We start from the raw sequence: 12,633 nt of genomic DNA, 5'->3' as shown, positions 1-12,633 counted from the left end.
GTGGAGCGGTGCGTGAGGCATGTTCTGCGGCCTGGGAAGCTGCGTGGGTCACCGCCAGCGGGCTACCGGCCGGCGCGCGGTGCGTGAGGCATGTTCTGCGGCCTGAGAAGCTGCGTGGGTCACCGCTGCAGCGGTGGTGGAGCCACCTTCCGCGCGACCGGAGCGTGGGTGGGCCACCGCCACCTCACGTGTCGTACGTCGGCGCGCGGGGGAGCGGTGCGTGAGGCAGGTTCTGCGGCCTGAGAAGCTGCGTGGCTCACCGCCAGCGGGCAACCGGCCGGCGCGCGGTGCGTGAGGCAGGTTCTGCGGCCTGAGAAGCTGCGTGGCTCACCGCCAGCGGGCGACCGGCCGGCGCGCGGTGCGTGAGGCAGGTTCTGCGGCCTGAGAAGCTGCGTGATTGAGTCCCGTGGCGTGGTGGAAGTAGCGGCGCGTGGCGCTCTGCTGGGTTGAACTATGCCGTGACGGCGGCGGGGGTGTCGATGACCTCCTTGTTGGTGTTGCTGGCGGGGGCCAGGGCGGTGGGCTCGGGCGGGTTCAGCAGGGCCATGGAGCCTTCTGAGAGGTAGCGACGATCGGCGACCTGCCATTCGTCGTGGGCCTCGATCAGCACGCAGGCGGTGAGCCGGTGCAGCGCTGCGGGGTTGGGAAAGATCCCGACGACCTCGGTGCGCCGCTTGACCTCTCGGTTGAGCCGCTCGAGTGGGTTGGTCGACCAGATCTTCGACCAGTGCGCTGCGGGGAAGTCGGCGAACGCGGTGATCTCCTCGCGTGCCTCACGCAGCATCGCGGCCACGTCGGGCAGCTTCGCCTCGAGCATGGTCGCGACGACCTCGACCTGCTCACGCACCAGCGTGCCGGTGGGCTGGGCGAAGATCGTGCGGATCGTGGTCGCGACCATCGCCGAAGACGCCTTCGGTACCCGGGTCAAGACGTTGCGCATGAAGTGGACCCGGCAGCGTTGCCAGGTCGTGCCGGCCATGACCTGGTCGACCGCGGCCATCAGCCCGCGGTGGTGGTCACTGATGACCAGCTGCACGCCGTCCAGGCCGCGTTCGCGCAGCCCGCGCAGGAACTCGGTCCAGAACGCCTTGGACTCGCTGTCGCCGACCTGGCTGCCCAGCACCTCACGGCGCCCGTCTGCGCTGACGCCGGTGGCGATCACGACCGCCTGGGACACCACCCGGCCGTTGACGCGGGCCTTGCAGTACGTCGCGTCGAGGAACACGTAGGGAAGGCGCAGTGGTCCAGTGGGCGGGTGTCGTAGGCCGCGACTTGCTCGTCCAGGCCGGCGCAGACCCGGGAGACCTCGGACTTGCTGATCCCGGTGTCGACGCCAAGCGCGACCACCAGGTCATCGACCTTGCGGGTGGACACGCCGTGGACGTAGGCCTCCATGACCACCGCGTGCAGCGCGACGTCGACTCGACGGCGTGGTTCGAGCAGGGTCGGGAAGAACGACCCCTGACGCAGCTTCGGGATCTTGACCGTCAGGTCGCCGGAGGTCGTGGACACCGTCTTGGGTCGAGTGCCGTTGCGGTGCGTGGTGCGCTCGGCGGTGCGCTGGTGCGGCTCGGCGCCGATCACCGAGGTGGCCTCGGCATCGACCAGGGCTTGGAGCATCAGGCCGAGCATCTGACGCATCAGATCGCCGCCATCAGCGGTGCGCAACATCTGGGTGAGCTCGAGCAGGGCAGACTGGTTCAGGGTCATCGCGTGAGTCCTGTTCTACGAGTTGATTAGAGCCTTCTCGCAGAGCCTCACGCGGTGGCCCGCCCTCGTTTCGGATCGACACTCACTCCAGTGCTGATCCGTGGTCGAGCCGGTCTTCTACTTCCACCACCCCAGGGGACTCACCCAGCTGCGTGGCTCACCGCTGCAGCGGTGGTGGAGCCACCTTCCGCGCGACCGGAGTGTGGGTGGGCCACCGCTCGGGGGCGGGAGTCACACGGCGCTGGCGTGGGCGACGAGGCGCAGCTGGCGGCGGCGGTGATTGAGCGCCTCCACGGTGAAGATCACGAGGGCGACCCAGACGAGGCCGAAGCCGATCCAGCGGCTGGCGGGCATGTCCTCCTGGAAGACGAGGATGCCGAGGGCGAACTGGATGGTGGGGGCGAGGTACTGCAGCAGCCCGAGCGAGACCATCGAGACCCGGATCGCCGCGGCGCCGAACAGCATGAGGGGCACGGCCGTGATGACACCGGTCGTGGTGAAGAGGAGGGCGTGCCCGACGCCGTTGCTGCCGAAGCTGGAGGTGCCGGTCGCGACGAGCCAGGCGACGTACGCCGCTGCGAACGGCGCGATGACCATGGTCTCCAGCGTGATGCTCTCCACGGCGCCGACGCCCGCCTGCTTCTTGAGCAGGCCGTAGGTGCCGAAGGAGAAGGCCAGCACGAGCGCGACCCAGGGCGGCCGGCCGTAGTCGAGGGTGAGCACGACGACCGCGACGAACGCGATCGCCATCGCGATCCACTGCAGCCGCCGCAGGTGCTCCCCGAGGACGAGGACGCCCATGAGCACGGTCACGAGCGGGTTGATGAAGTAACCGAGCGACGTCTCGACGACGCGGTCGTTGTTGACGCCCCAGATGTAGCCACCCCAGTTGATGGTGATGACCACGGCCGCGCAGCTGATCAGGACGAGCTTGCGCCGGTCGCGGAGCAGGGCGCGGAACTGCGGGACGCGTCGCGCCAGCACGAGGATGACGAGCATCGTCAGCACCGACCAGACGATGCGGTGGGCGAGGATCTCGAGCGCACCGGCCGGCTCGAGCAGCGTCCAGTAGAGAGGGAACGTGCCCCAGAGGATGTAGGCCAGCGCGCCGAAGATCAGTCCGCGTCGGCTATCTGGCACTCCGGAAGTGTAGGGGCGGCCCGTCGCCTACGATGGGGTGGCCTCGGGGGCGGGACCCCCGGCGGGTCAGACACGTCATCACCACTGAGGGGGAACTCACCATGCGGACACTCCGCACCGTCCTGGCGGCGCTCGTCGCCGCACTGCTCGTCGTCGGAGCGCTCAGCACGAGCGCCGGCGCCGGGTCGCAGCCCAAGCGGATCATCGAGGAGATCCCGCCGAAGACCAAGCAGGTCTCCTACAACGCCTTCAAGCTCAAGGGCACCGTCATGGAGCCGCAGCTGGACGGCACCCTGCTGCCCTACGCCGAGCAGAAGGTGAAGATCCTCAAGAAGAAGTGCGGCAGCTGCAAGTGGAAGACCGTCAAGAAGGTGAAGACCAACGACAGCGGCGTCTTCAAGACCCGCATCTACGCCCCGGACCGCGGTCGCTGGAAGTGGCGCTCGAAGGTCGACAACTCCAACGGCTTCGGCAACACCAAGGGCAAGGTCTGGACGCTCTACTTCGACTGAGCCCCGGTCACCGCGACCCGACGACCTGACGGACGATCAGATGATCGTCCAGGTGTCGCCACCGCCGATCAGCTCCGCCAGACGGGCGGAGGGGTCGGCGGTGCCGTCATTTCCGGCGTCGGTCGTCGCGGACGCGACCTGCTCGCGGGCCTGGTCGTCGTAGGTCGGCCGCTCCACCTGGCGGAAGATCCCGATCGGCGACTGGTCGAGGTAGTCGGCCGCGGTCAGGCGCGAGATCGCGAACGCCATCGTCGGGTCGTCGCAGTGGGCGTCGTGGACGAGCACGTCGTCGGCTGCCACGTCGGTGGTCGCCACGACCTTCACGCCGCCGGACGCCGGGTCGCGTACGAGGGCCTTGGACCCACGACCGTCCTCCAGCCGGGCGCCGAAGGTGATCGGCTCGCCGTGCACGAGCGGGATGATCGCGTCGGCCTTGGTGTCGGGTGACTTGATCGCGTCGAACGCGCCGTCGTTGAAGATCGGGCAGTTCTGGTAGATCTCGACCAGCGAGGTGCCGCGGTGCGCGGCGGCGGCGGCCAGCACCGAGGTGAGGTGCTTGCGGTCGGAGTCGATCGTGCGCGCGACGAACGACGCCTCGGCGCCGAGCGCCAGCGACACCGGGTTGAATGGGTGGTCGACCGATCCCATCGGGGTCGACTTGGTGACCTTGCCGGTCTCCGAGGTGGGGGAGTACTGGCCCTTGGTCAGGCCGTAGATCCGGTTGTTGAAGAGCAGGATCGTCATGTTGACGTTGCGGCGCAGCGCGTGGATGAGGTGGTTGCCGCCGATCGACAGCGCGTCGCCGTCACCGGTGACGACCCACACCGACAGGTCCTCGCGTGCCGTGGCGATGCCCGTGGCGATCGACGGCGCACGGCCGTGGATCGAGTGCATGCCGTAGGTGTCGAGGTAGTAGGGGAAGCGCGAGGAGCAGCCGATGCCGGAGACGAAGACGATGTTCTCGCGGCGCAGCCCCAGGTCGGGCAGGAACGACTGGACGGCCTTGAGCACGGCGTAGTCGCCGCACCCGGGGCACCAGCGCACCTCCTGGTCGGAGGTGAAGTCCTTGCCGGTCTGCGGCCCGTCGGCCGCCGGTACCTGCTCGGTGCCGGAACGCAGTCCGGGGAGGCCGAGGTCCGTGAGAGGGGAGGTGCTCATCAGATGTGCTCCTTCTGGGAGGGCTCGCCCCAGACGCCGAGGTCGATGTCGACGCCCTCGGCCTGTCCGACCAGCTCGCCGATCGCGTGGGCGAGCTCAGTGGCCTTGAGGGGCAGTCCGCGGACGTGGTTGTAGCCGACGGCGTCGACGAGGTACTTCGCGCGCAGCAGCAGGGAGAGCTGGCCGAGGTTCATCTCGGGCACGAGCACCTTGTCGTAGCCCTTGAGGACCTCGCCGAGGTTGCTCGGGAAGGGGTTGAGGTGGCGCAGGTGCGCCTGGGCGACCCGGTAGCCGGCCTTGCGCACGCGGCGTACGCCGGCACCGATGGGGCCGTAGGTCGACCCCCACCCGAGGACCAGCACCTTGGCCTCGCCCGACGGGTCGTCGACCTCGACCGGCGGGATCGAGTCGGCGATCCGGTCGACCTTGGCCTGACGGGTGCGGACCATGAAGTCGTGGTTGGCCGGGTCGTAGGAGATGTTGCCGTGCCCGTCGCCCTTCTCGAGGCCGCCGATGCGGTGCTCGAGGCCGGCGGTCCCGGGGATCGCCCACGGTCGCGCGAGCGTCTTCTCGTCACGCAGGTAGGGCCAGAACTCAGAAGAGTCAGGGTCGTCCGCGCCGTTGGGGAAGTGGTTCTTCTCGGTGGCGAACGCGGGGTCGATGACCGGCAGGTCGTCGACGGCCGGGACGCGCCAGGGCTCGGAGCCGTTGGCGAGGTAGCCGTCGGAGAGCAGCAGCACCGGGGTGCGGTAGGTGACGGCGATGCGGGTGGCCTCGACGGCCGCGGCGAAGCAGTCGCCGGGGGACTGGGGCGCCACGATCGGCACCGGCGCCTCGCCGTTGCGCCCGAACATCGCCTGCAGCAGGTCGGCCTGCTCGGTCTTGGTGGGCAGGCCGGTCGAGGGGCCCCCGCGCTGGACGTCGACGACGACCAGCGGCAGCTCGGTCATCACGGCCAGGCCGATCGCCTCGGACTTCAGCGCCACGCCGGGGCCCGAGGTGGACGTCACGCCGAGGTGACCGGCGTACGACGCACCGATGGCGGCGCCGACGCCGGCGATCTCGTCCTCGGCCTGGAACGTCGTCACGCCGAAGGACTTGTGCTTCGACAGCTCGTGGAGGATGTCGGAGGCCGGGGTGATCGGGTAGGTCCCGAGGAACAGCGGGAGACCTGACTGCACGCCGCCCGCGACCAGGCCGTAGGCCAGCGCGAGGTTGCCGGTGATGTTGCGGTAGGTGCCGGGGGCCATCACCGCCGGCTTGATCTCGTACTGGACCGCGAAGGCCTCGGTCGTCTCGCCGAAGTTCCACCCGGCCTTGAACGCCGCGAGGTTGGCGTCGCGGATGTCGGGCACCTTGGCGAAGCGCTTGGTCAGGAACGCCGTCGTCGGGTCGGTGGGACGGCCGTACATCCACGACAGCAGGCCGAGCGCGAACATGTTCTTCGCGCGTGAGGCGTCCTTGCGGGAGAGACCGAACTCCTTGACCGCCTCGACCGTCATGCCGGTCAGGTCGACGGTGTGGAGGGCGTACTCGGCGAGGGTGTCGCCGTCGAGCGGACTGGCGGTGTAGCCCGCCTTGGTGAGGTTGCGGGCGGTGAAGTCGTGGGTGTCGACGATGATCGTCGCGCCCTTGTGGAGGTCGCCGAGGTTGGCGCGCAGCGCAGCCGGGTTCATCGCGACCAGCACGTCGGGGGCATCGCCCGCGGTGAGGATGTCGTGGTCGGCGAAGTGCACCTGGAACGACGACACGCCGGGCAGGGTGCCCTGGGGCGCCCGGATCTCGGCGGGGAAGTTGGGCAGGGTGACCAGGTCGTTGCCGAACGCCGCGGTCTCCTGGGTGAACCGGTCACCGGTCAGCTGCATGCCGTCACCGGAGTCCCCTGCGAACCGGATGATGACGCGGTCGAGCTGCTTGACCTGCTTGTCGGTGTGGGTCACCTCTGCCCTGCTTCCTACGTGTCGCGAGAGTCCTGTCCCGGCTGCCCACGATAGTCGCGGGCCCAGCGGATTCCTGCCGCTCCCCACGTGATGGACGCCTCCCCAGTACCCCGTTCGCTGCGTCCGTGACCCACGACACGCTCGCGGCGGCAGCACCGTCTGGCTCACCCCTGCGGCGGGACCCGTGCTGGGCTCGCGGAAGGCGGCGGCCGTCCGACCACCCCGCGGGGCGGGGCGAACGTCTGCGGTGGGACGTCGGCGGGGCTAGCGTGCGACTGTGAGCATCACGACCACCACGTCCGACGAGCTCTGGGCGGCTGTCGAGACCTTCGACGCCGAGGCGGCGGAGGTCGCCATCGCCCGGCTGCTCTGGGACGTGCCGTTGTCCGGCGCGGTGACGGGTGTCGTCCTGCCCTTCCTGCAGGAGGTCGGCGACCGCTGGGAGGACGGCACGCTGTCGGTCGCCCACGAGCACTTCGTCAGCGACATGCTTCGGCGCAAGCTGACCGCGCTCGCCGCCGTGCCCCCGGCCCCGCTCCTCGCGGACGCCGCCGCGGTCGCGCCGGTCGTCCTGCTCGCCTGCCCGCCGGGGGAGCGGCACGACATGGTCCTGCTGTGCGTGGCGCTGATGCTGCGCGAGCGCGGCGTACGGGTGCGGTTCCTGGGGGCCGACACCCCCGTGCCGGCCATCCTCACCGCGGCGCGGGGCACCGGTGCCGACGCGGTCGTGCTGGCGGCGACGCGACCGACGATGTTCACCTCGCACGCCTCGGCGCTGCGCAAGCTCGCCGCCGACCACCCGCTGTACGCCGCCGGGCGCGGCGCCGACGAGCAGACCCTCGCCGAGATCGGTGCGCTCCCGCTGCCGGCCGACCCCGTCCGTGCCGTCGTGGTGCTGGTCGGCGCACTGGCGCAGCTCCGCGGTGGCTGGTGACGGTGGTCAGGAAGGTGCCCGCCGCATGAAGAACGCCCCACGACCAACCCCCTGGTCGCGGGGCGCTCCCGCCTCTGGCGGTGCGGCAGTCCCCCGTGCGACTCCCACCCGCGTACGAGCAAACCTAGGCAGCGCGACGCCGGCGGTCCCGGACTTCGACAGATCTTCGACGTTTCCGACCGAACCGTCCTGACACCGCCGGTCTCAGCGGTAGTTGGTGAACTCCACCGGCCGCGATGGCGGTGGTCCTAGACGGCCGTCCTGCGGACTAGTCGGGGCAAGCGCCGTCGATGCTGGAGGCGTGGCTCCGTTCCACAGGCTTGCCGTGCCATTCGGCGGGATTCCGACGCGCCAGTAAGTGCTGGGGCAGTTCGGTCCCACCAGAAGGCGGCCCCGCGTCCCGGCTAGACCACGGCGATGCAGACCGCCCGGCGGCGTAATCTCGTCGCAGAGGTGGTCGCCATGCTGGTCTTCTGGTTGATCTTGCTCGGGCTGCTGATCGCCCTGTTCGGATGGGTGGCCTGGCGTCAGAAGCGGTACGCAGGAACGTCGCCCTACGACCGCAACGCCCTCGAGGACCAGCAGGCGCGTCGGTCATGGGGACTGAGCAGCCAAGACGGCAAAGACGACCCGGACCGGCCCTAGTCGTTGCGGCCGGGGCGTCGCCACAGGTGCAGGCGCAGATCCGCGTAGCCGCCGGTTTGGCGCGGGTCCGTGGGCCGCGCGCTGGGCCGGGGCACGACCGGGTGCGGCGGTGGGGGCGGCGTTGGCGGGTGGTCGGCGGCGAAGTCGGCGAGCCACGCCCGTGCCTGCTCAATCTGGCTTCGGGCGTCGGCGATCTTCTCATGCGGGTGGTCCTGGCGGACTGCTCGCGGACGCTGTACGGACTGGGGCGACGGCCCCAGCTGCAGACCTGCGGAGACGTCGCAGCTCAGCGGTAGTTGGTGAACTGCACAGCGAAGTCGTAGTCCTGCGACTTCACCAGCTGCTGGACGGCCTGGAGGTCGTCGCGCTTCTTGGACGAGACGCGCAGCTCCTCGCCCTGCACCTGCGCCTTCACGCCCTTGGGGCCCTCGTCGCGGATCAGCTTGGAGATCTTCTTCGCGTCCTCGGAGGTGATGCCCTCCTTCAGCGCGATGTCGATCTTGGAGACCTGGCCGGACTGGCGCGGCTCGGAGGCGTCGAGGATCTTGAGGCTCTGGTTGCGCTTGATCAGCTTGTCCTGGAAGACGCTGAGCACCGCGCTGGCGCGGTCGTCGGCGGAGGCGGTGATCTCGATCGCCTGCTCGCCCTTCCACTCGATCGACGCCCCGGTGCCCTTGAAGTCGAAGCGGGTCGCGATCTCGCGGGCCGCCTGGCTGAGGGCGTTGTCGACCTCCTGGCGGTCCAGCTTGCTCACGATGTCGAAGCTCGAGTCAGCCATGTCGTTGTGCCTCCTTGGGGGCCTCCTGGAGCGGGCCCCGGCGATTCGTGGTGAAGTGCGTGCCTTGCTATTGTTCCGCACGGCCCGGCAGGTTGCCCGAGCGGCCAAAGGGAGCTGACTGTAAATCAGCCGGCATTGCCTACAGAGGTTCGAATCCTCTACCTGCCACTGGACGCAGTCCAGTCGCGAGACCCCCGCACGGTGTGCGGGGGTCTCGTGCGTCCGGGGCCTCGTGCGGTGTGGGTGCCGACTGCTTGACTGCCCGGGTGAGCGATCCTGCCCCGCCCGACGACGCCTGGCTCGACGACGAGTGCCGGCGCCTGCTCGGCTTCGGCCGCCGTGTCGTGCACCCACGCGGTGGCGCGGCGTGGCTCGACGACGACGGCGCGCCCGACCTCGCTCGCCCGGTGCACACCTGGATCACCAGCCGCATGGTCCACGTCTTCGGGCTCGGTGCGCTGATGGGCGTCGAGGGGAGCGCGTCGATCGCCACGGCCGCCCTCGCGGGGCTGCGTACGACGTTGCGCGACGACGAGCACGGCGGCTGGTTCGGCGCCGTTGCCCCCGACGGCGAGCCCGACGGTGCCAAGTCCTGCTACGCCCACGCCTTCGTCATGCTCGCCGGGTCGACGGCCGTGGTGGCCGGGCTGCCGGGCGCGGAGCCGCTGCTGGCCGAGGCGACGCGGGTCTTCGAGGCACGTTTCTGGGACGACGACCTCGGGCGCGTGGTCGACGAGTGGGACCGGGCCTGGACGACGCCCGCTCCCTACCGCGGCCTCAACTCCACGATGCACGCGCTCGAGGCGATGCTGGCCGTCGGCGACGTCACCGGCGACGACGTGTGGCACCGGCGGGCGGCCCGGCTGGCCGGCCTGGTGGTCGAGCTCGCACCGTCGTACGACGGACGGCTGCCCGAGCACTTCGGCCCCGACTGGGCGGTCGACCTCGACCTCAACCGCGACCGGCCCGACGACCCGTTCAAGCCCTACGGCGCGACCGTCGGGCACGGTCTGGAGTGGTCGCGACTGCTGCTCCACCTCGAGGCGACCCTGGGCGAGGTGGCACCCGCCGGGCTCCTCGACACCTCGCGCCTGCTCTTCGACCGGGCGGTCGCGGACGGCTGGCACGCCGACGGAGCGCCGGGCTTCGTCTACACGACCGACTGGGAGGGCCGGCCCGTCGTCCGCGAGCGGATGCACTGGGTGACCGCCGAGGCGATCGCGGCCGCCGCGGCGCTGCACCGGCGCACGGGTGAGGGGCGCTACGCACGGCGCTACGCCGAGTGGTGGGCCTACGCCCGGGAGCACCTCCTCGACCGGGAGCGCGGGTCGTGGCACCACGAGCTCGACGCGGCCAACTGGCCGCAGGCCAGCGTGTGGCCCGGCAAGCCCGACCTCTACCACGCGGTCCAGGCGACCCTCCTCCCACGGATGCCGCTGGCGCCGAGTCTCGCCCGTGCGGTGGCGCTGTCGGACGGTCGGACGGCCCGGGCATGATGGGGGCATGACCGACGCGCAGCCCCGGATCCTCGTCGTCGGCGAGGCGCTCGTCGACGTGGTGCCCGCTCCCGACGGGACGACGCGCGACCACCCCGGCGGCAGCCCCGCCAACGTCGCGATCACCCTCGGCCGGCTCGAGCGCGACGTACGCCTCGTCACGCTGCTCGGCGACGACGAGCGTGGTGTCGCCGTCCGCGCGTGGCTGGAGGCCAGTGACGTCACCGTGCTGGCCGGCCCGACCAGCTCGGGACGCACGTCGAGCGCGGCGGTGACCCTCGACGAGACCGGCGCCGCGACCTATGAGTTCGACCTCGACTGGGACCTGCGGTCGGTGCCCGAGGAGGCGTGCGACGTGCTCCACGTGGGCTCGATCGCGACGGTCCTCGACCCGGGTGCCGACACGGTGCTCGAGGCGTTCCGCACCCACCGCGGACGGGCGCTCCTCTCCCTCGACCCCAACGCGCGTCCGGCGATCACCCCCGACCGCGCCGGCCCGGTGGCCCGCGTCGAGCAGCTCGTCGCGCTCGCCGACGTGGTCAAGGTGAGCGACGAGGACCTCCACTGGCTCCACCCCGGCGACGATCCCGTCGCGACCGCCACCCGGTGGGCCGACGCCGGCCCGGGGCTGGTCGTCGTGACGCGTGGCGGCGCCGGCGCGGTCGCCGTACGCCCCGGCGGGACCGCGCTCGAGGTGCCGGGCGTGCCCGTCGCCGTGGCCGACACCGTCGGTGCGGGCGACACGTTCAGCGGCGTGCTCATCGACGCCCTCCTCGCGCTCGGCGTGCACGGAGAGGGTGCCGCCGAGGCGCTCGCAGCGCTGACCGACCGCGACCTGCTCGACGTCGTCACCACCGCCGCCGTGGGCGCGGCGATCAACGTCTCCCGACCGGGCGCCGACCCGCCGACGCGCGCGGAGCTCTCCTCCGCGCTCGGCGTGGGCCGCGAAGCCGGGCAGGAGTGAGCGCGGAGCAGATCCACGACATCGGCAGGCGGCGGGCCTGGATCATCTGGCTGGTCTCCCTCGCCGTCTACGTGCTGGCGGTCTTCAACCGCAGCTCGCTCGGCGTCGCAGGGATCATCGCGTCCGAGCGGTTCGACATCAGCGCCACCCGCCTGGCGACGTTCACCGTGCTGCAGCTGGTGGTCTACGCCGGCATGCAGGTGCCGGTCGGGGTCCTGCTGGACCGCTACGGCTCGCGCGCCATGCTGCTGGCCGGCCTGGTGATGATGAGTGCGGGCCAGCTGGCCTTCGCCTTCACGACCTCCTTCGGCGGAGCAGTCGCGGCCCGCGCCGTCGTGGGCGCGGGCGACGCGATGATCTTCGTGAGCGTGATCCGGCTCGTCACGATCTGGTTCCTGGTGCGGCAGGCGCCGATGGTCACCCAGCTCACCGGCCTCACCGGGCAGCTCGGCGCGATCGCCGCGGCCGGCCCGCTGGCGTACCTCCTCCAGGAGCTGGGCTGGACGCGCACGTTCGCGCTGGCCTCCAGTCTCGGAGTCGTGATGCTCGTCGCGGTCCTCGCCCTCGTCAAGGACTCGCCCTACCGGCGCTCGGACGTGGTGGCCATCAAGCTGCGCGCGCTGGCCCAGTCGGTGCGCACGGTGTGGGGCAACCCCGGCACGCGGCTGGGGATGTGGTCGCACTTCTCCTCGCAGTTCTCCGTCACGGTCTTCACCCTGCTGTGGGGCTACCCGTTCCTGGTGCAGGGCCTCGGCTGGTCGTCGCGCGAGGCCAGCACCCTGCTGATGGCGATGACGGCGTGGGCCGTGGTGAGTGGGCTGGTCCTCGCACGCCTGGTGGGCCGGCTGCCCTACTACCGCTCGTGGATCGTGGTCGGTGTCGTCCTCACCATGGTGGTGCCGTGGACCGCGGTCCTGCTCTGGCCCGGCGTCGCGCCGACGTGGCTGGTGGTGGTGATGGCGTTCGCCACGGCCAGCGGGGGACCGGCCTCGATGGTCGGCTTCGACCTCGCCCGCTCGTTCACGCCCCCGCACGAGACCGGCCGCGCCAACGGGCTCGTCAACATCGGCGGCTTCACCGCCTCGCTGCTGACCATGGCGCTGATCGGCGTCGTCCTCGACCTGTCCTCGCCGGGCGGCATGGAGTCCTACACCCTCGGCGACTTCAAGCTCGCGCTGGCCGTGCAGTACGTCTTCTGGACGCTCGGCGTCGTCCAGACCCTCCGCTACCGCCGCCGCGGCCTGGCCCACCTTGCCCGCATGCACCCGGGCTCGGTCGAGCAGATGAAAGCCGGGCACCCCTTCGTCCACCCGGGCATCGGCACCGAGGGCGTGTAGCGCGCCCGGCGCGCAGGGG

General features: G+C 70.9%; 10 protein-coding genes, 1 tRNA gene and 1 pseudogene. 7 read left to right on the top strand and 5 right to left on the bottom strand.

Translation table 11 applies throughout. The annotated features are described in order from the left end of the window. Nucleotides 1-451 precede the first annotated feature (451 nt). Together Q1B24_RS03185 and rarD are read right to left on the bottom strand one after the other, a co-directional pair. Nucleotides 452-1,710 (bottom strand): annotated as a pseudogene (locus Q1B24_RS03185) (IS256 family transposase). Nucleotides 1,711-1,941: 231 nt separating this feature from the next. After that, on the bottom strand, nucleotides 1,942-2,850 hold the full coding sequence (rarD, locus tag Q1B24_RS03180; RefSeq protein ID WP_299923120.1) for an EamA family transporter RarD: 909 nt from the start codon (nucleotides 2,848-2,850) through the stop codon (nucleotides 1,942-1,944). Between the two features lie 101 nt (nucleotides 2,851-2,951). On the opposite strand from rarD, the gene Q1B24_RS03175 reads away from it, so the two are divergent. After that, the gene (locus Q1B24_RS03175) at nucleotides 2,952-3,362 is read left to right on the top strand and encodes a hypothetical protein (RefSeq protein ID WP_299923118.1); all 411 of its coding nucleotides are present in this window, start codon (nucleotides 2,952-2,954) and stop codon (nucleotides 3,360-3,362) included. A gap of 36 nt (nucleotides 3,363-3,398) precedes the next feature. On the opposite strand, the gene Q1B24_RS03170 is transcribed toward Q1B24_RS03175, so the two are convergent. Then, complete coding sequence (locus Q1B24_RS03170) at nucleotides 3,399-4,520, bottom strand: 2-oxoacid:ferredoxin oxidoreductase subunit beta (RefSeq protein ID WP_299923116.1); 1,122 nt, start codon at nucleotides 4,518-4,520, stop codon at nucleotides 3,399-3,401. After that, a complete protein-coding gene (locus Q1B24_RS03165; protein WP_299923114.1) occupies nucleotides 4,520-6,460 on the bottom strand; it encodes a 2-oxoacid:acceptor oxidoreductase subunit alpha in 1,941 nt (646 codons plus the stop codon). Before Q1B24_RS03165 ends, Q1B24_RS03170 begins: the two co-directional genes overlap by 1 nt. A gap of 277 nt (nucleotides 6,461-6,737) precedes the next feature. On the opposite strand from Q1B24_RS03165, the gene Q1B24_RS03160 reads away from it, so the two are divergent. Both Q1B24_RS03160 and Q1B24_RS03155 read left to right on the top strand, forming a co-directional pair. Beyond that, nucleotides 6,738-7,394 carry a B12-binding domain-containing protein gene (locus Q1B24_RS03160; RefSeq protein WP_299923112.1) on the top strand — a complete coding sequence of 219 codons (657 nt, stop codon included), beginning with the start codon at nucleotides 6,738-6,740 and terminating at the stop codon, nucleotides 7,392-7,394. 417 nt (nucleotides 7,395-7,811) lie between these two features. Beyond that, nucleotides 7,812-8,039 (top strand): hypothetical protein, encoded by a 228-nt coding sequence (locus Q1B24_RS03155; RefSeq protein WP_299923110.1) that lies wholly within the window; start codon nucleotides 7,812-7,814, stop codon nucleotides 8,037-8,039. Nucleotides 8,040-8,325: 286 nt separating this feature from the next. On the opposite strand, the gene Q1B24_RS03150 is transcribed toward Q1B24_RS03155, so the two are convergent. Continuing rightward, complete coding sequence (locus Q1B24_RS03150) at nucleotides 8,326-8,817, bottom strand: YajQ family cyclic di-GMP-binding protein (RefSeq protein ID WP_299923108.1); 492 nt, start codon at nucleotides 8,815-8,817, stop codon at nucleotides 8,326-8,328. An 86-nt stretch (nucleotides 8,818-8,903) separates the two neighbouring features. On the opposite strand from Q1B24_RS03150, the gene Q1B24_RS03145 reads away from it, so the two are divergent. The 4 genes from Q1B24_RS03145 to Q1B24_RS03130 all read left to right on the top strand — a co-directional run bounded on the left by Q1B24_RS03145 (nucleotide 8,904) and on the right by Q1B24_RS03130 (nucleotide 12,614). After that, a tRNA-Tyr gene (locus Q1B24_RS03145) sits at nucleotides 8,904-8,985 on the top strand. 98 nt (nucleotides 8,986-9,083) lie between these two features. Beyond that, a complete protein-coding gene (locus Q1B24_RS03140) occupies nucleotides 9,084-10,313 on the top strand; it encodes an AGE family epimerase/isomerase (RefSeq protein WP_299923106.1) in 1,230 nt (409 codons plus the stop codon). A gap of 7 nt (nucleotides 10,314-10,320) precedes the next feature. Next, nucleotides 10,321-11,277 (top strand): carbohydrate kinase, encoded by a 957-nt coding sequence (locus Q1B24_RS03135; protein ID WP_299923104.1) that lies wholly within the window; start codon nucleotides 10,321-10,323, stop codon nucleotides 11,275-11,277. Beyond that, nucleotides 11,274-12,614 (top strand): nitrate/nitrite transporter, encoded by a 1,341-nt coding sequence (locus Q1B24_RS03130; protein WP_299923102.1) that lies wholly within the window; start codon nucleotides 11,274-11,276, stop codon nucleotides 12,612-12,614. Before Q1B24_RS03135 ends, Q1B24_RS03130 begins: the two co-directional genes overlap by 4 nt. Nucleotides 12,615-12,633 lie beyond the last annotated feature (19 nt).

It is taken from the genome of uncultured Nocardioides sp. (genome assembly GCF_947488025.1).
In the GTDB taxonomy this organism is placed as follows: Bacteria; Actinomycetota; Actinomycetes; order Propionibacteriales; family Nocardioidaceae; genus Nocardioides.
The sequence above is the reverse complement of the archived record's forward strand: the minus strand, read 5'-3'. Positions and strand labels throughout refer to the sequence as shown.